The 21,525-nt window shown below is 41.5% G+C and carries 16 protein-coding genes and 1 riboswitch; of the genes, 7 read left to right on the top strand and 9 right to left on the bottom strand.

Going from position 1 to position 21,525, the window contains the following annotated elements; genetic code table 11:
• Positions 1-3: 3 nt before the first annotated feature.
• The gene (locus ABFV83_RS03380) at positions 4-5,922 is read right to left on the bottom strand and encodes a glucoamylase family protein (RefSeq protein ID WP_349947531.1); all 5,919 of its coding nucleotides are present in this window, start codon (positions 5,920-5,922) and stop codon (positions 4-6) included.
• Positions 5,923-6,608: 686 nt separating this feature from the next.
• Between ABFV83_RS03380 and ABFV83_RS03375 the strand changes: the two genes are divergently transcribed.
• Entirely contained in the window at positions 6,609-7,538 is a 930-nt protein-coding gene (locus ABFV83_RS03375; RefSeq protein WP_349947530.1) for a LysR family transcriptional regulator, read from the top strand.
• A gap of 89 nt (positions 7,539-7,627) precedes the next feature.
• Here ABFV83_RS03375 and ABFV83_RS03370 read toward each other — a convergent pair whose 3' ends face one another.
• The 3 genes from ABFV83_RS03370 to ABFV83_RS03360 form a co-directional block, all read right to left on the bottom strand.
• Positions 7,628-8,254 (bottom strand): type 1 glutamine amidotransferase family protein, encoded by a 627-nt coding sequence (locus tag ABFV83_RS03370; RefSeq protein ID WP_349947529.1) that lies wholly within the window; start codon positions 8,252-8,254, stop codon positions 7,628-7,630.
• A 217-nt stretch (positions 8,255-8,471) separates the two neighbouring features.
• Positions 8,472-9,641, bottom strand: coding sequence for a GGDEF domain-containing protein (locus tag ABFV83_RS03365; RefSeq protein WP_349947528.1), 1,170 nt, complete (start codon positions 9,639-9,641; stop codon positions 8,472-8,474).
• A 115-nt stretch (positions 9,642-9,756) separates the two neighbouring features.
• Entirely contained in the window at positions 9,757-10,155 is a 399-nt protein-coding gene (locus ABFV83_RS03360; protein WP_349948854.1) for a GNAT family N-acetyltransferase, read from the bottom strand.
• 417 nt (positions 10,156-10,572) lie between these two features.
• A riboswitch (FMN riboswitch) is annotated at positions 10,573-10,687 on the top strand.
• Positions 10,688-10,841: 154 nt separating this feature from the next.
• Between ABFV83_RS03360 and ribD the strand changes: the two genes are divergently transcribed.
• Genes ribD through ribE form a run of 4 tightly spaced genes read left to right on the top strand, consistent with a single transcriptional unit; the run spans position 10,842 to position 14,268 of the window.
• Positions 10,842-11,942, top strand: coding sequence for a bifunctional diaminohydroxyphosphoribosylaminopyrimidine deaminase/5-amino-6-(5-phosphoribosylamino)uracil reductase RibD (ribD, locus tag ABFV83_RS03355; protein ID WP_349947527.1), 1,101 nt, complete (start codon positions 10,842-10,844; stop codon positions 11,940-11,942).
• Complete coding sequence (locus ABFV83_RS03350; RefSeq protein WP_349947526.1) at positions 11,924-12,562, top strand: riboflavin synthase; 639 nt, start codon at positions 11,924-11,926, stop codon at positions 12,560-12,562. Before ribD ends, ABFV83_RS03350 begins: the two co-directional genes overlap by 19 nt.
• A gap of 11 nt (positions 12,563-12,573) precedes the next feature.
• Complete coding sequence (locus tag ABFV83_RS03345) at positions 12,574-13,773, top strand: bifunctional 3,4-dihydroxy-2-butanone-4-phosphate synthase/GTP cyclohydrolase II (protein ID WP_349947525.1); 1,200 nt, start codon at positions 12,574-12,576, stop codon at positions 13,771-13,773.
• Between the two features lie 24 nt (positions 13,774-13,797).
• Positions 13,798-14,268 (top strand): 6,7-dimethyl-8-ribityllumazine synthase, encoded by a 471-nt coding sequence (gene ribE / locus ABFV83_RS03340; protein WP_349947524.1) that lies wholly within the window; start codon positions 13,798-13,800, stop codon positions 14,266-14,268.
• Positions 14,269-14,478: 210 nt separating this feature from the next.
• On the opposite strand, the gene ABFV83_RS03335 is transcribed toward ribE, so the two are convergent.
• Positions 14,479-15,000 carry a nitroreductase family protein gene (locus tag ABFV83_RS03335; RefSeq protein WP_349947523.1) on the bottom strand — a complete coding sequence of 174 codons (522 nt, stop codon included), beginning with the start codon at positions 14,998-15,000 and terminating at the stop codon, positions 14,479-14,481.
• 129 nt (positions 15,001-15,129) lie between these two features.
• Here ABFV83_RS03335 and ABFV83_RS03330 point away from each other — a divergent pair, with 129 nt between their 5' ends.
• Both ABFV83_RS03330 and ABFV83_RS03325 read left to right on the top strand, forming a co-directional pair.
• Positions 15,130-16,020, top strand: coding sequence for an AraC family transcriptional regulator (locus tag ABFV83_RS03330; protein WP_349947522.1), 891 nt, complete (start codon positions 15,130-15,132; stop codon positions 16,018-16,020).
• Between the two features lie 404 nt (positions 16,021-16,424).
• Positions 16,425-16,925, top strand: coding sequence for a cupin domain-containing protein (locus tag ABFV83_RS03325; protein ID WP_349947521.1), 501 nt, complete (start codon positions 16,425-16,427; stop codon positions 16,923-16,925).
• A 208-nt stretch (positions 16,926-17,133) separates the two neighbouring features.
• Here the strand turns inward: ABFV83_RS03325 and ABFV83_RS03320 are convergent, their stop codons facing one another.
• From ABFV83_RS03320 to ABFV83_RS03305, 4 genes are read right to left on the bottom strand one after another with little or no spacing between them, the layout of a single operon-like run.
• On the bottom strand, positions 17,134-18,462 hold the full coding sequence (locus ABFV83_RS03320) for an MATE family efflux transporter (RefSeq protein ID WP_349947520.1): 1,329 nt from the start codon (positions 18,460-18,462) through the stop codon (positions 17,134-17,136).
• Positions 18,447-19,253: an ABC transporter ATP-binding protein gene (locus ABFV83_RS03315; protein WP_349947519.1), complete on the bottom strand. Its 807-nt coding sequence runs from the start codon at positions 19,251-19,253 to the stop codon at positions 18,447-18,449. The genes ABFV83_RS03320 and ABFV83_RS03315 overlap by 16 nt, the downstream gene beginning before the upstream one ends.
• 1 nt (position 19,254) lies before the next feature.
• On the bottom strand, positions 19,255-20,370 hold the full coding sequence (locus ABFV83_RS03310; protein ID WP_349947518.1) for an iron ABC transporter permease: 1,116 nt from the start codon (positions 20,368-20,370) through the stop codon (positions 19,255-19,257).
• Between the two features lie 2 nt (positions 20,371-20,372).
• Entirely contained in the window at positions 20,373-21,407 is a 1,035-nt protein-coding gene (locus ABFV83_RS03305; RefSeq protein ID WP_349947517.1) for an ABC transporter substrate-binding protein, read from the bottom strand.
• Between the last annotated feature and the right edge of the window lie 118 nt (positions 21,408-21,525).

Here is a 21,525-nt window from a genome sequence, read left to right as displayed (position 1 = left end):
AGCCTAATATTCCTCAAGTAATTCATACTGGTTTTCTTTAACATTGGTAAAATAAATCCCCGTCTTCTCTGAAAATACAACCCGTGCTACCGTGTACAGCAAATCAAGCTCTGCCGGTTTCAGCTCATAGGTATGCAGCGTAAAAAAGCTTGGCTTCTCACTTCTGGAATCATAAATTCGAAGAGAGCTTGTCATATCGTTGATGAGTTCATCCACCTCCTGCAGATAACCAGGCCTGGAATCAATCAGGATGATTAAATCTACCATAACACGGTTGATTCTCATATATTCGTAAGCCTTTAGTGCATCCTTTACAATTCTCTCCTCTTTCATGGACCGGACCATTAAAAGCAGAATAGGATTATCGCCGGATATTCCGAATTTCCATAAAAAGCTCTGATTCATAAAATTCCGCCTTATATTTTCATCCGGCCCCCTGTAAATATACGAAGAATAGAAGACCGGGCTGATTAAATCCTGAAAGGCGTTTAACTGGGTTCTTGTAATCTCCAGATACTTTAGCTCCAGATTGGTTTGAAGCCGGAATTTCTCCAGGATATCATCGATCCGGTAGCTTACATTCAATTCCCCTGCAATTTTTATTGCTTCCTCCTTACTGCTGCACACTCCGGTTATGAAAGAAATGCAGGCGGTTTCACCAGCGCCTATGCTGAGCTGCGCCCGGAGGCTCATAATCGGATCATTACAAAAGCCTGAATTATTTAAAAATGCAATGCTGTTAACCACAGAATCCGGATTCTCCAGGGTGTTGTTTCTTCCGATAAAACGTTTTCTGTCGTTTTCATATTCTAATTTTTTGCATAGCTTTGTACCTGTTCTTACCATGTGCATTACATAAGGATTATCATCCTCCTTCTTACGCCGCCTTTTTGCAAGGAAGATATCCTGCTCTTCCAGGTACTCGCTTTCCAGAAAGAGCTTATTAAATGCCGGATGGCTTAACTCCGCCAGATGGGTATCATCCACCACCTCCAAATAGCTGGTCACTTCCAGCTGCTTTTCCTCATTTCCATGATTGGTAAAAGTGATCTTGCGTATCTCATAGTTATGGTCCGCATTCAAACTGACAATCATGTGTGATGAAATATCCCCATCTCTTCGTTTAAATTCCGCCTGGTGGGGACTGAACACCACCTGGTAATCCTCCGGCGGCTTTTTGGTCGGATGGTAGGCGGCACTCCAGACCTTCCCCTTTTTCATGTCTTTGATATAGATATAATTACCTGTATTCGCATAAATATCCGACCGGAAACGGTAAAGCATCCGGTCCTCATATTTGCTGAAGCCATCCCCATCGGTGGTTATCATCAGGGAATACTTGCCATTTGATAAATAATTCACAACTGGTGAATTGACGCCGGTATGGTTAATATACCGGTTACTGTAACTGTCTTCTTTAAAAAGCGGCTTTCCGATCTTTATTGTATATCCCTGCTTGGCAATGGAAATCAAATAGGACTGGCGTTTTTCCTCCAGCAGTACTTCTGTGGCTTTTATCATCATCTCCCCGTGGAACCTCTCCCGAAGAATCCCCTCATTCAGGTAATTATTAATTGCAGCCAGATTCATCCCCTGATGATGGGCCATATAGGATTTCACAATACAATAAGGGGTCAGATCCACAGAATTCGGTACGTTAAAATCAACGGACTCATAGAAACCGTAAATGCCGTAAGCCCCTAATTCCTTCAGCCGTTTTAAATTATTAAGGCACTCCTCTTCTGCAATATCCAGTGCCAGCATGGTTGCATAGGGCGCAACCACCAGGGAATTTTTACGGACCGGCTGGAGTCTTATCTTTGGAACACCAAAGGCTTTGTACTGGTAATTCGAGTTTAAGTCAAACCGGTAATACTGGGATTCCGATATTCCCCAGGGTATCTCCGACTCCTTTGCATACTTCATATGCTGGAGTACCGCTGCCCTGGAGGTCTGGGCGTAGACGGAGTCTTCGTATTCCTTGAATACCAGATTTGGCATCAGATATTCAAACATCGTACCGCTCCAAGACACAAAGCAGGGAATTCCCCCCACAATGGTCAGCGGTCTTCCCAGTTTATGCCAGTGCTTTAACGGCACTTCTCCCATGGCTATGGCAAGAAGGCTTGTAAGTGCTGATTCTGACGCCATCAGGTCATAACAGCCTTCATCCAGTGTATGGGATGAAACATGATATCCGATATGAAACAGCATTCTCTTTTCATTAAATAAAAAACGGAAATCAACATTTGTTAAAATACTGTCTATCTTATTACTGATGGCTCCGATCCGTTCCATCATGCTATCCGCAAATTTATTGTCCCCCAGCCCAATACTGCGAAGGGAAGGATAAGAAGACAATGCCTCTTCCTTCAAATTTAATGCCTCGGCTTCCTTTACCGTGCTGTCAATGAGATTCTTTAGCTGTCTGGTCCAGGGGTAATCTTTAAGCGGTGTAAGGTTCCTCTCGTTTAAGTCTTCCCGGATTACCCCAATATCATCGATCAGTTCCCCTATCCTTTGGTAGCTAGTCTTAAGTTCATTTCCGGCAGGACTTCCTGTCCTCATTTGAATTTCTTCATTGCTGTTTTCAACCGCGATCTTAAGTTCAGACAGAAAGTTCTCCGGATAAACCGGCTTGTCGATCTGCTCTAAAAGGCCGTTTTTCAAAGCAACCAGATGTCCCAGGAAATTGCCGCTGTCAACGGTTGATATATAGGCAGGATTTAATACCTCCAGGGTCTGAATGTGATACCAGTTATAGAGATGCCCATTAAACTTCTGCATTTTCTGAACCGTTTCCATCAGGTTTTCTACGGCTTCAACCGTAGAGCTTAAAGTCTCAAATCCAAAATCCCGGGCTGACAGGGTTGCCAGAAACTGAAGTCCCATATTGGTGGGCGATGTTTTATCGCTGATTTTTTCGACCACCCCGATCTGGTAATTATCCGGACAGAGCCAGTTGTTTTCCTTAGTGGAAAGCTCCTTAAAAAACTGCCAAGTTCTGCGTGCAGTATCCAGAAGCAGTTCTTTATCCTGGGCTTTATTGCTTAGCTGATGCTTCTTTTCCGGCTGGCTGATTTGGTAAGCGATTTGGGAGGCAAAGCACCAGTCAGCAATTACGACTGCCGTCAAAACCATTCCTGCCGGGTTTAAATATCCCATAAATAAAATGATTAAAAGGGCAATGGCCGGAAGAAGAGAACTCCACATCGTAAGAAAATATCCTCTTCTGGTGTTGACAATGGAGGCGTCCACTGCTTCCGCCGTATTCCACCTTAGCAGGTTTTTCTTGCTGATAAAGATCCGGTACAGAGTCCTGATCATTGCATCACATGCCACATAGGCACGGTAAGGAGTGATTGTAAACTCCAGAAATGCCCTATAAAGCATGGCAGCAAGCTCCCTAAAAAAGCTTTTATAAACAAGGGCAAGCTTTGGACGGATCAGCTTCTGGGTAATCACTGCAAGTAACAGGATCACCAGGGTAAATATATCATTAAAGAAAACAATGGGTAACCAAAGATAATATGCCTTTGGCATCCATGCCAGATTTAACAGTACAAACAGTGTCTTACTTAAAGGAACCATGCTTCTTCTTAAGTTGTCAAAGATCTTCCATTTTGACAGCGCGCATAAGTTCTTTCCGCCCCTGGTCTTTTTTAAAAACAGCCAGGGTAAAAGCTGCCAGTCCCCCCGCAGCCATCGGTGCTCCCTTTTGGTAAAGGATAAAACACTGGTTGGAAAATTGTCCATAATCTTAACTGTACTGGAAAAAGCCGTTCGTGCATAGCAGCTTTCAAAAAGGTCATGGCTGAGAATCCTGTTTTCCGGCACCTTGTTTTGCAGCACCTTATGGAAGGCTTTCCTATCATAAATGCCCTTCCCGGTATAGATTCCTTTATTAAAAATATCCTGGTAAATATCTGATATTACAGTCCCATAATGAGCAAGGCCTGATTCCCCTCCGAAGATTTTCGTAAACCTGCTGCCGTTCTTATCCACAATATGATTTCTTACCGAGGGCTGAATAATGACATAGCCCTCTTCTACCTTTTGACCTGCGGAATCCAGAATCGGTTTGTTTAAGGGATGATCGATCAGTCCCACCAGTTTTGCGGCATTGTCACGAAGCAGGTTTGTATCCGCATCCAGTGTAATCACGTACTGGAAGGTGGTAAGAAGCTTTTCGTCGCAGTAAATAGAGGAAAAGGTGGTATTCTCCTTTCCCGCTCCATTTAAAAGGTTATTAAACTCTTCCAGCTTTCCTCTTTTACGCTCCCAGCCCATATAACAATTCTCCGCTTTATTCCATTTGCGGCAGCGGAAGAACAGAGAAAAACGTTGGTGTTCCGACGGATAGAGCTCATTGAGTTCCTTCATACGGGCAACAAGGGCGCTTTCAATTACCTGGTCCTTTGCCATGAACTGTTCTTTAGAATCCTCAAAATCAAGAAGCAGTGCAAAAAAAAGGTTGGACTGCCGGTTTGCCAGATAATGCTTTTGAAGGCGGTCCATGTACCCCAGGCCCTGTTCCTTTGAGGAGACAATAACCGGCATGACCACAAAGGTTCTTGCTTCCGGCCGTATTTCCTCTAAATAGTTGAGGGAAGGAATCTTCCTGACCTTAATTCTTCTGGTAAATATAAAATTTGTAATCTCTATGGAAATACCCATTAAAAGCGGCATTGCTGCCAAAAGGATCATTACTTGCCGGCTGGTATTCTCAAGTCCGCCAAGGGTCCGGAAAGCATAGAGCAGGCAGGCACAAAGTGCCGGAATAATAAGGAACAGGGTAAGGAAATAAAGGAAGCCATTTACATTCAGCCTTTTCTTTATTTTTTGAGAGACCGGTTTTCCTAACGTCTTTGCTTTTAAAACCGGATAACCCTTACCCAAAAGCCAGGCTCCCACATGATGAGAGCAATGAAGGTCATCCCTTCCCTGAACTGCCAACTCCAGACAGTCTTTAGCTATCTTTTCCTCCGGCAGATGATAACGGTGGGATAATTTAACAATGACCCCACGGTACATTCCCCTGGATTCCAAATCCATCTTTGGATATATCCCATCCGGATCCTGTGATAAAATCTGCTCCAGACAAGAATATTCCTCAAAGAATTTTTCCTCATCCACTTCATTGATATCCCTCAGGCTGACAATCAAAGTCCTGATATTTGTCTCAAGAAATGATTCAATTTTACCTTCCTCCATGAATATGCCGGAGGTCTTCACCTGCCTTTCCAGGGAAGAAAAATGATGCTCCAGGTATTTTTGAATGGAAGCCTCATCAAAAGACATGTTTCTTAACAGGTATATTACATGAGCATGGAAGGAGTAGTTCTGCCTTAAGTTATCCTCTGTTTTACAAAGGAGCGCTGATATATCGGCCGGTCCCTTCTTATCTGCCAGCTTATCCCGGAGAAACCTTTCTGCCTTTGACTTCACATCAATCATATGAAGTATTTCATCCGCAATAACAATAATTTCTTCAAGAATACAAAAGCCCAGCACTTCCGGCAAAACCCAGATCTCCTTATCCGTAAGCGGAATTTTCTGCTGATAAGCATTCAACATCACAGAAATGTTTTCTTCACTTAAGTGGCCGCCGGAAAGAGCCACCATTTTTTTTGCCACAACATAAATTCGTGGAAAGTTCCGGTATTCTTTTGACTCCAGGACCGGCAATACGGCATAGCTGGTTCCCGAGGTACGGACCTTTTTAATTTCCCGGTACAGCATCTGGAAATTGTCAAAGAGCCATCGCGCTGCCGGAATCAGGGAAATGATATCGGTGGATACGGAAGAGATGCTGTCTCTTATTTTATTCAGCTTTTTGTAGGCGGCCTGATTATAATCATTAAGAACAAAGCTATGTCCCACCAACTTGACCTGGCTATGGCTTTCTGCCAGATCAAGCATCTGCTTCTCCCACTCACTTGGATCAAGTTTATTTTCTTCTCCCTGAAAACAGGCTGGGAAATGCACTTTCTTACTAAAATGATAACGCCGGTAATACAACAAGGATAGTACAAAACAGATCAATACAGCCAGGATCAATAAAATATTCAGAAGAAAAGGTGAATTTATATAAAAATTAGTTTTTTCCAACAAGCTCTGCAATTGAAGCTCCTCCTTATTTAAGAAATCCTTCCGACATAACGAAATCTCTTTACAGATAGTTTGTCTGTTTTTCTATAAAAAATAGCGCAATATTATATTGTAGCACTTTTTATGCCTTTTTATTAATTTCCTGTCAGATTTATAAAATTTATAGGAATTTCCTGTTCTTAATTGGTAATTTTTTCCTTATCCTAACTATCTATCCATAAAACCAGCGAAAAAATGGTCATTACAATTCCGGCAAATAAGTCACTTATATTCTTTAACATGATCTGCCCTCCTTGATTGTCCCTTGATTCTTTCAACATTTTTCAGTACAATAAATTCACTACAGCTATTGGCAAATTACAGTTCGGGAAATTATGATGAGGCCAACATGAGCCGGATGATGATGATCCTTTTGACCTGTGAGAACGGAGAACTGTTCCAGCCCAGAATATTTCTTGGGCGTTGATACAGCCGGTTGTGTAAGAGAGGAAAATGAAATGACATTACAACAGTTAAAATATTTCATCGAAGCAGCAAATTGCGGTTCCATTAACAAAGCCGCCGAACGATTGTTTATTGCCCAGCCAAGCCTTTCAAACGCTCTTCGGGACTTGGAAACGGAAATTGGACACGAACTTGTCACCCGGACTCCGAAAGGCATATCTCTGACCACTGACGGTACGGAGTTTCTGGGCTACGCCCGTCAGGTGGTTGAACAAGCCAGCCTCTTAGAGCAACGATGGCTGAACAAGAAACCTTCCCGTCGGCTGTGCTCCATATCTACCCAGCACTACGCGTTTGCTGTGAATGCGTTTGTTAATATGGTGAAAAAAACCGATGCCGATGAATACGAGTACACATTACGGGAAGCAAGGACTTTTGAGATTGTGGAGGATGTTAAAAACCTGCGCAGCGAACTCGGCATACTCTACATGAACACTTTTAACCGCCAGGTGTTAGAAAAGCTGCTGAGGGAAAACAATCTGACATTTCATCCGCTCTTCTCCGCCGTTCCTCATGTTTTTATAAGTACCTCCAATCCTCTTGCCAGGAAAAAATATGTGACACTTAAAGATCTGGCCGATTACCCACGCTTGTCCTTTGAACAGGGGGATTACAACTCTTTCTATTTTTCAGAGGAAATACTCAGCACGGAATACGCCAAAAAAGATATTCATGTCGGTGACAGGGCCACGATATTTAACCTTATGATCGGGCTTAACGGTTATACAATTTCCACTGGAATTGTGAGCGCAGACTTAAACGGTAATAATATCACGGCAATCCCCCTCCGCGTTAACGATTCGATTGAGGTTGGCTGGATCTCCCATAAGGATATTCAGTTGACAAGGCAGGCAGCAATGTACCTTGAGGAATTGAAAACGGTTGTGGCTGAATATGGGGTTGACCTTAAAAATGAGCTATAGCAATTCTTAGCTGAACAGACATAGGAATATCAGGAACCGGAATATTTTTCTGTCGGTTCCTGATACTCTGAATCATTTTATACCGGTATTCATCTTTCGCACATTAACTCATAAAAATATTCAGATTTACGTGTCCTATAAAGATTATACCAGGCATCTAATGTCTTTACAGAAAACACATTCAGAGCTTTAAGGACATGCAGGGAAAATTCCAACGGGGCTATTCCGGAAGCAGTTATCAAGTTCCCGTCAGTTACGGCAGATTCCTGCTTATAATACTGTTCTCCCCTATAGCCTGGGCAGATCATTTTAAGGTATTCCAGGTCATTGCTTGTATGCCAGTTTGAATCCAGCAATCCTTTCCGGGCAAGACCTATTGTAGCTCCACAAATCGCCGCTACAGCAATACCTTCCTTTAAGCACTGTTCTGCCATAGACAAAATGGGATCATGGACCGTTTCTGTCCATGTATCTCCGCCAGGCAAAATCAAAGCGTCTGCGTTTTCCATGGTGCACTCATCAAGTTCTATATCCGGTAATATTTTCAGGCCTCCCATTGTAATAACAGGAGTCTTTTTAATTCCCACCGTAACGATTTTAGATGGGGCTAAGCCTTTTTTATAATATCTTCCCGAGTTCAGTTCCCCAGTTAAATAACCTATTTCCCAATCAGCCATTGTATCAAACACATAAAGATATACAACGTTTTTATTCATACACATATCCTCCATTTGTTAATTTTTCAAGCGTTGATTAAATAACCAGCCGCGAGAAAAAGTGATCTTATCTTTATAATAAAACAACTTCACTGACAACTACTGTCAGTGAAGCTATTATAAATAATGATATTCTATTAATTCCTTATCTATTTTAAGGAAGCAGTTTAGCTTTTCTTCTACATTGAATATTACATTTATAATATCCAATGTACTGTCATAATTTAATTACTTCTATCCGGTTTCGCCCATTCCTTTTCGCCGCATACAAAGCATCATCACTTATTTTATACAGTGTGTATATGGAAGTGTTTTCATCTGGAATAACTGTAATGATTCCTATGCTAATAGTATATTTTACAGCATGATCTCTGCCAACGTTAACAGAAGCATTCTCTGCAATCCTTCTTAATCTTTCTGCAACTTCTAAAGCCTCCTTTTCATTGGTTCCTGGAAGCAGCACCGTAAACTCTTCGCCGCCAATTCTGCCGAACAGGTCATAATCCCGTAATTGACTTTTTATATTCACTGCAAAATCTTTAAGTACCATATCTCCTGCATAATGGCCATGAACATCATTTATCTTTTTAAAGTTATCCAGATCAATAAGAAAGAATGAAACAGGCTCCTTTCTTCTCGTAAATAATGAAATGTTTTCTTTTGCCCGCAATAAGAACGCTCTGCGGTTAAATATATCAGTCAGTTCGTCATATGCAGCAACCTTAGTTAATTCCAAATCCGACTTTTCCTTTGCCATAAGGATAAAACCAATATTCCCGATCAACATAATCAGATATAAGCAAACGAAAAACAAAACATTATATATATTATTTGATGTCAAAGACATGGATTCCCTTAAACTTATTCCCACAAAAGCTCTTAAAATAAGCAAAACGAATTCTGTTAAATAAATAAAAGCAACCGTCTTCTGTAAAACCGAGGAATTTTTATCCATTAATAATACATAAATTGGGAAGCACCACAGTATAATCATGCTGATGGACATAATTGAAACCCGCACACCCTCCACATTATGCAAAAATAAGGCCAGATGGATCATAACAATAGAAATGGCGGCAGCAATAAAATACGCCCGTCTTATCAATTTGTTATAGCATTCTTTAATAATTAAAAAGGCAATAATCTGCGTGGTATGGGCAATAATTAAAAAGGAATTACCCACCGATATTGAAATAAATGAATTGATGATGCCCCGTAACCCAAGAAAAACCCATGCTAAGGTATCAAACAGCCTTGCAAATAAAAAAATATATAAAGAAGAATCCTTTTTATGTTGGACCATGTAGGCGATACCTAATATTCCAGAAAAAAGATGCCCTATAACAACTGTGAATATAAGGGTCTTTATGTTGAAATCTAAACTCATTTTATTACTCCCCAACTTCATGGTGATGTTCCATGGTGAAATTATAAGCTATCAATCTATAAATGCATTTACTAAAAGTTAAAGTGGGTTTCTATGGTGAGCGGTTCTGCCTAAACTAATCTCCCCCATCATATACCTTCATCATTAAATATTCATCAATTCCTTTGCGATAAAGGCCTGGAATCGTTCCTATGTACTTATATCCTGATTTCTCATAAAAAATCTTTGCACCCGGATTGTAATCTCCAACCACTAAAAATATTTTATCTCTGGTTTTAAAAAGCATATCTTCTATAAATTCCAGTAATTTCTTTCCTACCCCATTCCCCCTGTATTCCTCTTTAACAGCAATTAAATGCAGATAATGATATGCGTGAAAGGCGCCTTCTGAAATAAAATATGCAAAACCAGCGCATTCACCATCACACAAAGCAACATACAGAGTTCCTTTATTTATTCCTTCCATCACTGCATTTTTTCTGCTTTTCTCCGATTGAAAATAAGACGTACACATTGCCGAATTTTCCATTGCCTTCATACAACAGTCTAAATATTCTACAGTCCCTTCTTTAAATTGAATATCCACCACTCCACCCCTTCACTTCACTGAATAAATAACCCGCTCCTCTAATTTTATGCACAATGTACATACTTTACCTGAATAACAACTTGTTTATAATAAAATTAAAGCAGACATAACGGTTGGTGTCAACATTCTATTGCAATAAAAGCATTCATGTATCCGGCTTATGCATGAAACCACCAAATATTAAGAAGGCTATTTTACCCCTGATGTCCATTACTGCCTGTAAAAACAGTTTAGCTGCGCTTATCATATGAACCAAAAAACAGCCATTATATCCTTTTTATTGTAAACACAATATTTTTAGTTGACAAATACAAAACAAGGAGTATAATGATTTTAATTGAATAATATCTTCAGGGCAGGGTTAAATTCCCTACCGGTGGTAAAGCCCACGAGCCGCAAGGCATGATTCGGTGCAATTCCGAAGCCGACAGTATAGTCTGGATAAAAGAAGATGATAAGTCACAGTATTTCTTTGTATATGTAAATTTGCTCTGGAACTATTTTTTGTTCCGGAGTTTTTTTTATTGCAGTACATACCTGTCAATACGTGTGATACCTTAAATGCCTTGAACGACTTTGTTCAAGGTATTTTGTTTTTTAGGAGGTGCTGCATGACTGACACAGAATATATGAGATTTGCTTTACAGCTTGCAAAGAAAGGCTGTGGCTGGACAAATCCAAATCCCATGGTTGGAGCGGTTATCGTAAAAGACGGTAAGATTATCGGACATGGATATCACCGGAAATACGGGGAGCTCCATGCGGAACGCAACGCCCTGGCAAGCTGTCACACATCGCCAGAGGGAGCAACCATGTATGTGACACTGGAACCTTGCTGCCATTCCGGCAAGACACCCCCCTGCACTGACGCGATCCTGGAACGCGGGATCCGCCATGTGGTAATCGGTTCTTGTGACCCGAACCCGTTGGTAGCAGGAAAAGGCATTGAGCTGTTACGTTCCTGTGGAATCGAGGTGACAAAAGGAGTTTTAAAAGAGGAATGTGACGCACTGAACCAGAGTTTCTTTCACTACATCCAAAACAAAACACCCTATGTGATCATGAAGTACGCCATGACTTTGGACGGAAAAATTGCGACACACACTGGAAAATCCCAATGGATAACCGGTGAAGCGGCGCGTCACCGTGTTCATGAGGACCGGCACCGCTATTCTGCCATTATGGTGGGGGTTGGCACTGTCCTTGCGGACGACCCGCTGCTGACCTGCCGGCTGGAAAACAGCAAAAATCCGCTCCGTATTGTCTGCGATACCCATCTTAAAACGCCTTTAAGCGCAAGGATTGTTACTACCACCGGTACTGCCTCCACCCTCCTTGCAACGGTAATTACGGACAAAGACAAACACCGCCCTTATCTGGAAGCAGGCTGCGGCATTTTGGTACTTCCCCCGAAAGAAGGTCATATGGATCTGAACTGCCTTATGACAGCTCTTGGTGAAAGAAAAATCGACAGTGTTTTGCTGGAGGGCGGCGGCACCTTAAACTGGTCTGCCCTGCAAAGCGGAATCGTCCACAAAGTACAGACCTACATTGCCCCTAAGCTATTTGGCGGCAGCGGAAAAACTCCGGTAATGGGCATTGGCGTAGATAGCCCTGATCAGGCGTTTCATCTGGGCAAACCGACTATTTCATGGGTTGAGGAGGATATTCTATTGGAAAGCGAGGTGATCCGGTGTTCACAGGAATCATAGAAGAAATCGGCAAAATTCAAACCATCCGCAAAGGCCCAGAATCTTCTTTTATCTCTGTTCAGGCAAAGAAAATCATGGAGGATGTCCGCCTGGGAGACAGTATCGCTGTGAACGGTGTCTGTCTCACGGTTACAGCCTTTTCTCAAGGCGGATTTACTGCCGATGTTATGAACGAGACCTTTAACCGTTCCTCTCTTGGAAATTTATCAACGGGGAGTCCTGTCAATTTAGAACGGGCAATGCCGGCAAACGGAAGATTCGGGGGACATATTGTTTCAGGCCATATCGATGGCACCGGAACGGTATCTGCCGTTCAAAAGGACGATAATGCCGTTTGGTACACGATTAAAACCACCCCTGATATTCTGAGATATATCATTGAAAAAGGATCTGTCGCTATTGACGGAATCAGCCTTACTGTAGCAAAAGTTAAAAGGGATAGCTTCAGCGTTTCTGTCATCCCCCACACAGCATCAATGACCATTTTGCCAGGCAGACGCATTGGAGATACGGTCAATCTTGAAAACGACTGTATCGGTAAATACGTGGAACGGCTGATGGCCATTCAGCAGCCTGAAAATAATATCACAGCCGGCTTTCTTAAGAAATACGGCTTTTAGGAGGAATCGATATGTTTCAATACAACACCATTGAAGAAGCACTGAATGAGCTGCAGCAAGGAAGAATTGTTCTTGTGACAGACGATAAAGACCGTGAAAATGAAGGGGATTTTATTTGTGCCGCTGAGTTTGCTACCACGGAAAATGTTAATTTTATGGCAATGTACGGCAAAGGTCTCATCTGCATGCCAATGAGCGCAGAGTTTTGCAAAAAGCTGAGGCTCCCTCAGATGGTCTCTGATAACAGCGATAACCACGAAACAGCCTTTACTGTATCCATTGATCATGTGGATACCACCACCGGAATCTCAGCAGCAGAACGCAGTCTCACTGCCATGAAATGTGTGGAGGAAAATGCAAGGCCAGAGGATTTCCGCCGGCCCGGTCATATGTTTCCTCTGCTGGCAAGAAAAAACGGCGTACTGGAACGCAACGGACATACGGAAGCCACTGTGGATCTGATGCGGCTGGCCGGCTTAAAGGAATGCGGCCTGTGCTGCGAGATTATGCGGGAGGACGGAACCATGATGCGCACCACGGAATTAATGGAACTGGCGAAGAAATGGGAGCTTAAGATAATCACCATAAAAGACTTACAGGAATACCGCAAAAGAAATGATAAGCTTGTTGAACAGGTTACCTGCACAGATCTTCCGACAAAATACGGTGATTTCAAGGTTTATGGATATATCAGCAAGCTAAACGTGGAACATCATGTGGCGTTGGTAAAGGGTGAGATCGGTGATGGTCAAAATCTTTTATGCCGGGTTCATTCCGAGTGCCTTACCGGAGACGCTTTCGGCTCAGAGCGCTGTGATTGCGGGCAGCAGTTTGCGGCAGCAATGACACAAATCGAGAAAGAAGGCCGCGGGATCCTGCTATATATGCGTCAGGAAGGCCGCGGAATCGGCCTGATCAATAAACTGCGTGCCTATGCCCTTCAAGATAAAGGGCTGGATACTTTAGAGGCTAATCTCGCCCTTGGCTTTGACGGGGATATGCGGGAGTATTTTATCGGTGCCCAGATTCTCCGTGACCTTGGGGTAAAAACATTGCATCTGCTCACGAACAACCCGGATAAAGTCTATCAGCTTTCTGGTTTTGGTATTGAGATTACAGAGAGAATTCCAATCCAGATGGATGCTACTGCACATGATCTGTTTTACCTAAAAACCAAGCAAAGAAAAATGGGCCATATTTTGAATTATTAACATATTTTTAAAGGAGAATTTACAATGAAAACATTTGAAGGAAAGCTCGTATCAAAGGATATTAAAATCGGCATTGTCGCCGCACGATTCAATGAATTTATAACTTCCAAACTGCTAAGCGGCGCCTTGGACGGACTAAGGCGTCATGAGGTCAGGGATGACTGCATAGACATTGCATGGGTTCCCGGAGCATTTGAAATTCCTCTGATTGCCTCTAAAATGGCAAAAAGCGGAAAATACGATGCGGTGATCTGCCTTGGTGCAGTCATTCGCGGCAGCACAACCCACTACGATTATGTGTGCAATGAGGTATCCAAAGGCATTGCCAGTATATCCTTAAACAGTGATATTCCGGTTATGTTTGGCGTACTGACCACAGAAAATATTGAGCAGGCCATTGAACGAGCAGGCACCAAGGCCGGCAACAAAGGCTTTGACTGCGCTGTGGGGGCCATTGAAATGGTCAACCTGATCCGTGAAATTGAAAGTATTTAAGCCAAGAGTAAATGATCCATTTCATAGAAAATGCGGCGGGTAAAAGCACTGATTCCTATCATTGTCAGGGCAGTCATATAAAAAGGAAGATGTATACAAGCCTACGATGTGCCCCTAATAAAGTCTAACTTATTAGGGGCACATCATTTTAGTCCTGCGGCAAGAGGTCTTTTCTTACAATGATCCGCCCCCTGCTCGATTCGGTTAAATTCAAAATTTGTTGTAATGGAGCTTTTGATATGGCAGCGCATCTTCTTCATACGGCTTTTTTTCCTCTGCAGGATAACCAATGGCAATCATACATTCAACACTGTATTGCTCCGGTATCTCCAGAACTTCTCTAATATATTCCCCCGCAGTCTCTTGCCCGGTATGAAATCTTTCTCTTACCTGAATCCAGCATGACCCAAGGCTTAAATCCTGCGCCGCCAATTGAATCATGGTCGCCGCTATGGATGCATCCTCAACCCATACATCACTTGAATCTTTATCCGCTATTACTACAATTGCAAAAGGAGCACCTGCTAAAAATTTAGAAGCAGGTTCCCGGCACAGAGAGAGCCGCTGAATCAGTTCCCTATCGGTGACGGCAATAAACTGCCAGGGTCTTATGGACTTTGATGAAGGTGATAGCAGGGCACTTTTAAGAATTACATCCATCTTCTCTTTTTCAACTTCTCTGGTTTGAAACTTTCTAATGCTTCTTCTGGATTTTAAAAGATTAAATAACATAAATTGCTCCTTTCTGATTTCCATTGCATTCCATCCCTATTCTTCCATATCGGTATTGTAACAATTGCAGTTTTATATTACAATTTAATTTATACACTGTACAATTTTAAATTACCGGGAGGTATAACCATGGATTCACCAATCAACTGGTATGATGAATATTTTCATTCAAAAGACCGCATCGTTCTGACAAAACAGGAACTGGACTTACCGGGCATACGTCTGTTTGCCACTCATAATATCCGCAACGCAATCTTTCCTCATATACCCCATTATCATGAAAATACGTTTGAATTTACCTTTGTATCCAAGGGAACCATTTCCTTCTATACCCAGGAAACGGAATATGAAGTTTCCGGAGGGAATATCTTTGTCTCTTTTCCTGACGAGGTACACAGCACAAACGAAGCTCCCATTACCCTCAATGAACAGTACTGGTTCCAGGTCGATATCAGCGATCCGAAAAACCTGTTATTTTTAAATGAAGAGACTGCCAAACAACTGATTGAAGATTTAAAAAGCATAAAAAGACATATTGTATCAACAGATATCAAGGAAACCCGTCCTGTGATTGAAAAAGCCTTTGAGCTGGCCTTATCCAATGGAAACCGCCTGTTGATTGCCGGATATCTGATTATCTTCTTCCAATTGATGATCGCAGCCGCCAAAGAGGAGAGATATTATCTGACCAATGATATTGAAGCAGCAGTCCAGTACATTGAGGAACATGTCACGGAAGAATTATCGCTTCATACCCTGGCCGGGATCTGTAATCTGTCCGTTTCACAGTTTAAGCAGAAATTCAGGCGGATCGTAGGCGTCTCTCCGCGGAATTACATCAACAAGAAAAAAGTGAAATGTTCAAAATTACTGCTTCTCCAGAATATTCCTGTAACAGAGGTGGCCATGAAGCTCAATTTTAATACCAGCAGCTATTTCTCCACTGTTTTTAAAAAATATACGACTCTGACTCCCAGCGAATACATTCAATCAAAGCTTATGGATAAGGCGGTTAAGTAACATTATACTTATTTCCTGGAATGCCCTTCCCTTCTGGCTCATGGCCATTTCATAATAACCGCCCCCTCTTTCATCTGGCTTTGGTGATTTCCATTTTCAAGGATCTGCCCGTCACCGATCGCCATAATGTGGTCTGCATGAGTCTGACCAAAGCCTTTTGTATCTCTTTCTCCATCTTTGTATCAACACTGCATGTTGCTTCATCAAGAATTAAAATCGGGTCGCAGATTAACGATTTGTCCTTATTATACCATGTTTTTTCATAAAAAGTATCAGCCACCTTTTAAATACTGGTGCAGCGAAATAAAAAAATACTTTAAATTGTATGAAATTTGTGGAATTAAATTTACATATCCAAATAATAAGATATAATAAAATAAGGAAAAATTGAAAGGAGTATCACAATGAATACAGCAGATTACTTTATTAAAAACTTGGACATGACACCCCATCCGGAAGGTGGATTTTATAAGGAGATTTATGCGTCTGAAGAAAATATAACCTCAAACGATTTAAAGGTTGACTTTGAAGGTTCACGAATCCTTTGGACAAGTATCTACTTTTTACTTAGGGACGGAGAAGTATCTAATTTCCACAGATTGAAATCTGATGAAATGTGGTACTATCATTCAGGTTCTCCCCTGACTATTTATATGATTAGCCCAAAAGGGGAATTTATCACGGAACAGCTTGGACTTGATATTGAAAATGGCGAGAAACCTCAAGTATTGGTGCCAAAAGATTATATATTTGGTTCCGCTATGAATAATAAAGGCTATGCATTAGTTGGCTGCATGGTATCGCCAGGATTTGAATTCAGAGACTTTGAGTTATTTAAAAGAAATGATTTATTAGAAAAATATCCTCAGCATCAGCAGATCATTCAAAAATTGACTTCCAATTAGTAAACATCTGTCTTGATAATCATATTTATTGATTTAAAGCCACTTTATATACGATTTCATTTGCTTACCAAGGCTGCACCTCTGATTCAGACTTAATGTTCTGACCCGGCAATACGCTGCAGCTTTCAACTTTTAGATTCTGGTGGCTGAACCATGCCGTTTGATGCTGGTGAAGCCTTGGTTTGCATACAAAATACTTTTGATTCATCTAAGCCGCCTTCTGCGGCATAACTTTTTTGTACATGTAAAATCCTAATAAGTCTGACAAAAACCATCCCACAACAATCGCCCAGCAAATACCCGAAAATCCTTTAACAGGAGCAAATGAATAGGCCAGCACTACTCTTAATCCCTGTGACACTATGGTCAGAAGGATTGATATTTTAATGGTTCCAAGGCCCCTGAAAAAACCATAAAACATAACGATAAAGCCCAGCAATACATAAAATACGGAGACAATTCTAAGATAACCAACACCGACTGCTATTACCTCTGTTGCATCTTTATTTACGAAGAGTGTTATTAAATTTGGGGCGAAAACAAATGCGGTAATGCTGATTACTGCCGACAGGATTATGATAATCCTTGAAGTCGACCGAAATCCCTGCCGGATTCTTTTTATTTCTCCAGCACCTTCATTCTGCGCAGTATAAGTAGAAAAAGAATTACCCAGATCCTGCAAAGGAGCATTGGCAACAGAGTCGATTTTGGAGCAGGCTGCAAATGCAGCCATAACAGTTGAGCCAAAGGTATTGACTAACCCTTGAATAAGCATCATTCCAAAGCTGGAAATTGACTGTTGCAGCGCTGTCAATACGGAAAACGCAGCGATTTTATTAAAAACAGAGGCGCTGAATCGAAAGTCTTTCCTCTGAAAATTCAAAAATTGCATTCGTTTTATTGTATAAATGCCGCATCCTACCGCAGCGAAAGCTTGCGTAAGGAGGGTGGCAATGGCTGCGCCGGCAGTCCCCATGTGCAGTACCACAATAAAGAGCAAGTCTAAAATGAGATTTGATATACATGAGAGGATCAAAAAGTACAACGGTGTTCTTGAATCTCCGAATGCCCGTAATAAAAAAGCAAATGCATTATACATACCAACAAAAATAAAACCGTAAAAAACATATTTTAAATAGTCTGCAGCATAGGCAGCAGTTTCCTTTGGCATTTGATAAAGGTTAATGATCTGCGGTAAAAAGACTGATGTTACAATTGTAATCAACACACTGATACAAAATAAAAATATTAAAGCAGTAGAAATCGTTTGTTTCAGTTCATCGTACTGCCTGCCGCCATAGAGTTGAGAGAAAATTGCCGAAGCTCCCATAGCAAGTCCTATTAAAATAGAAGTAATAAACACAATTACAGCACCCGAGGAGCCAACTGCTGCAAATGCATCTGTGCCTACGAATTTTCCTATTACAATTGCATCAATAATCCCATAAAATTGTTGAAGCAAGTCTCCTATAAACAACGGAATGAAAAATTTCAGAATAATCCTTGAAGGATTTCCTTTGGTCATATCAAGTTCCATGTATTTCTTCCCTCCTGACGCCTGTTATTTTGAGACAGATATGCAATTGCTAAATCTCCGGTAACCGGATTAGAGTAAATTTCACAATCGATTTCATAAACCTGCCTTATAAGCTCCTTTGTCAGCACTGCTTTTGGACTTCCTGAAGCTATGATCCGTCCGTCTTTCACTACATAAAGAAAATCGCAGTAAACAGATGCCATGGAAAGATCATGGAGAGCTGCAAGAACACCAATATTTAATGATTTGACAACTGATAAAATCTGAAGCTGGTATTTAATGTCCAAATGGTTGGTCGGCTCATCAAGAATCAGGAATTCAGGCTGTTGAGCGATTGCTCTTGCCAATATTACCCGTTGTTTTTCACCGCCAGATAATGTTAAATAGCTTCTGTCCCCATACTCTGTCAAGTTAACTCGTTCTAAGGCATTGGCTGCGATTTTATAATCCTCCATATTGTCAGATTCCATTAAGTGTTTATGGGGCGTTCTCCCCATCATTACCATCTCATGGACAGTAAAATCGAAATCCAATTCATTAAATTGGCCTACCACACCCATATCTTTTGAAATGGCACGCGCAGATGATTTTAAAACATCCTTATCCCCTAAAAAGACAGTTCCCTCTTGCGGTTTGATAACTTTATAAATACTTTTCAGCAAAGTGGACTTTCCGCATCCATTGGGTCCAATGATCCCAACAAACTGTTTATGATCCACTTGAATGCTGATATTTTTTACAATATCTGTCCCCGATAAGGTGACTGATATGTGATCTGCTTTTAAATTCAATTTATCTCCCTCCAAACCTGTAGCCTTTTTTAATCAGCATATACATAAACACAGGTGCACCAAGAAGTGAAGTAACGATGCCAATTGGCAGTTCTCCATTTGGAATTACTGTCCGTGCAAAAACATCTGTCCACATCATAAATAAAGATCCGGAAAGAATCGACGCAGGGACCAGCCGTTTATGATCCGCTCCCACGACACCTCGGACAATATGAGGAATAATAAGGCCTACAAACCCAATAATTCCACAAGTGGAAACTAAAACGCCTGTTACTACGGAAGAAATCACCATGTATAACCGTCTGTAAAAATTCAAATTAACACCCAGGGTGATTGCGGCTTCTTCTCCCATTAACATCGTGTTCATCACTCTTGATTGAGACAGGAAAAAGGCTGTTGCCATAACTACCGACGCAGTCACAAGAGGCAAAGTATCCCACTCTGCTGATGCCAGACTTCCCATTGTCCAAAAGGATACGGAACGGATACCCTCTGAGTTTTTAGCAAAATAAATGATAAAGTTTGAAGATGCACTGCATATGGCATTAATTATAGTTCCCGCTAAAACCAGCTTGACAGAAGATGTTTTTTCCCCAATACTGGCAAGGACCAGGACAAGTGCTGCCGCAATCAGCGCACCAATAAATGCCCATGATGCTACTCCGAATTCTCCGAGTATTCCTCCGGCCCCAAACCCAAGCATAATTGAAAAGGTTGCTCCTAAGACACCTCCAGATGAAATTCCTAAAATATAGGGGTCTGCCAATGGGTTTTGTACGGAAGCCTGCATTACTACTCCGCAAAGTGCCAGCCCAGCCCCCGTAATCATTGCCAGCAAAACCCTTGGAAAACGGATTTGCCAGATAATATCCACAAACATACCGTTTAGCTGCTCACCGGCATCATGGATCTGATACCCGGTCAGTTGATGTACCAATATTTGAAAGGATTGTTGAAAGGGTATATTTACCTGTCCAATGGATAGTGAAATTACAACTGACATAACGACAGCGACGAGTAAAATTGCAAGAATAATTGAGAATGCAGGCCGCTTTTGTAAACTGCCGTTAAACATTCGGGAGGGGTTCTTTTGTTCTTCTTTGTATGTTGAAACCATGCTCATCCCTCCTTAAACAGTTCGGGATGAACAAACTCGGCAACATCCTCATATAAGTCCGCAAGATCAAGGCTTCCGCGAATTGCATTCGTATAATCAACCACCATTACATTCCCTTTTTTAATTGCGGTAACATTTTTCAGGCTTGAATTCTCAAACAACAAATGCTCTGCCGCATTGCTATCGGATTTTTGGAACTCAGTGACAATCATTTTGTCAGGATTAATGGAAAGAATGGATTCGGCCGACATTTCCACATAAGTATCCTGTGATACTTCTATGTACTCACCGCCTGCGCCTTCCACCATTTCATCAATGACACAGAGGCTGGGACCATAATAATAATAAGTATCATTCTGACCGCCGGCAAACAGCAAAACCCTTGGTTTATTAGTTGCCCGGGAAGCTTTGTCCTGAATACCTTTAATTCGTGCTTTCTGATCCTCTACAAAAGCATCTGTTTTATCTTTCATATTTAGTACTACTCCCAAATTATTGATGTCGTCAAAAAAACTGTCAATTGTACGGCCCATGGTGTAGTTAATACCTGGAAGTACAGGAATTCCCCTTTTATTCCAAAATGAAATATCGCCAAGGCGTTCGTCGGTAAATGCTGAAGACATCGCAACAATTAAATCAGGCTTTAGAGCGATAACAGACTCCTTTGAGGGCCAAGTATCCGTGAGCAGTGGAAGCTGTTCCACCTGCTCCTCATATTTGGAATAAGATTTGTCTAAATAGGCCAGTCCCACAATCTTTTCTTTTTCCCCAAAATGAATCATCAACTCTGCAAGGCCCTGCCCAATTACGACAACTCTCTTTGGCTCCTCAGGAACGGTCTGCTGGACTTCATTTCCTTTATCATCATAAACAGTAAATTTTAAAGGATAATAACCGGCCTGTTGCGTGGGGCTGGTCTGGCTGGCTGATACTTGGTTGGAATCCCCATTTTCTTTTGTTGATGGTTGTGAACAAGCAGTCAATGCGGTAAGGCAAAAGATGATTGCCAATAAAATAGATGTTGTTTTTTTAAGCATATAGATCACTCCTGTATTATAATTAGTTAGTCATTGCTAACTCACAGTGTATTGTACATCATAAATGCTTAAGGACTATACTGCTTACGATGCCGATTTATGTTGAGAGAATGCCTAT

It is taken from the genome of Lacrimispora sp. BS-2 (genome assembly GCF_040207125.1).
Lineage (GTDB): Bacteria > Bacillota > Clostridia > Lachnospirales > Lachnospiraceae > Lacrimispora.
Note: the sequence above shows the minus strand (reverse complement) of the source record. Positions and strands in the feature narration are given on the sequence as shown.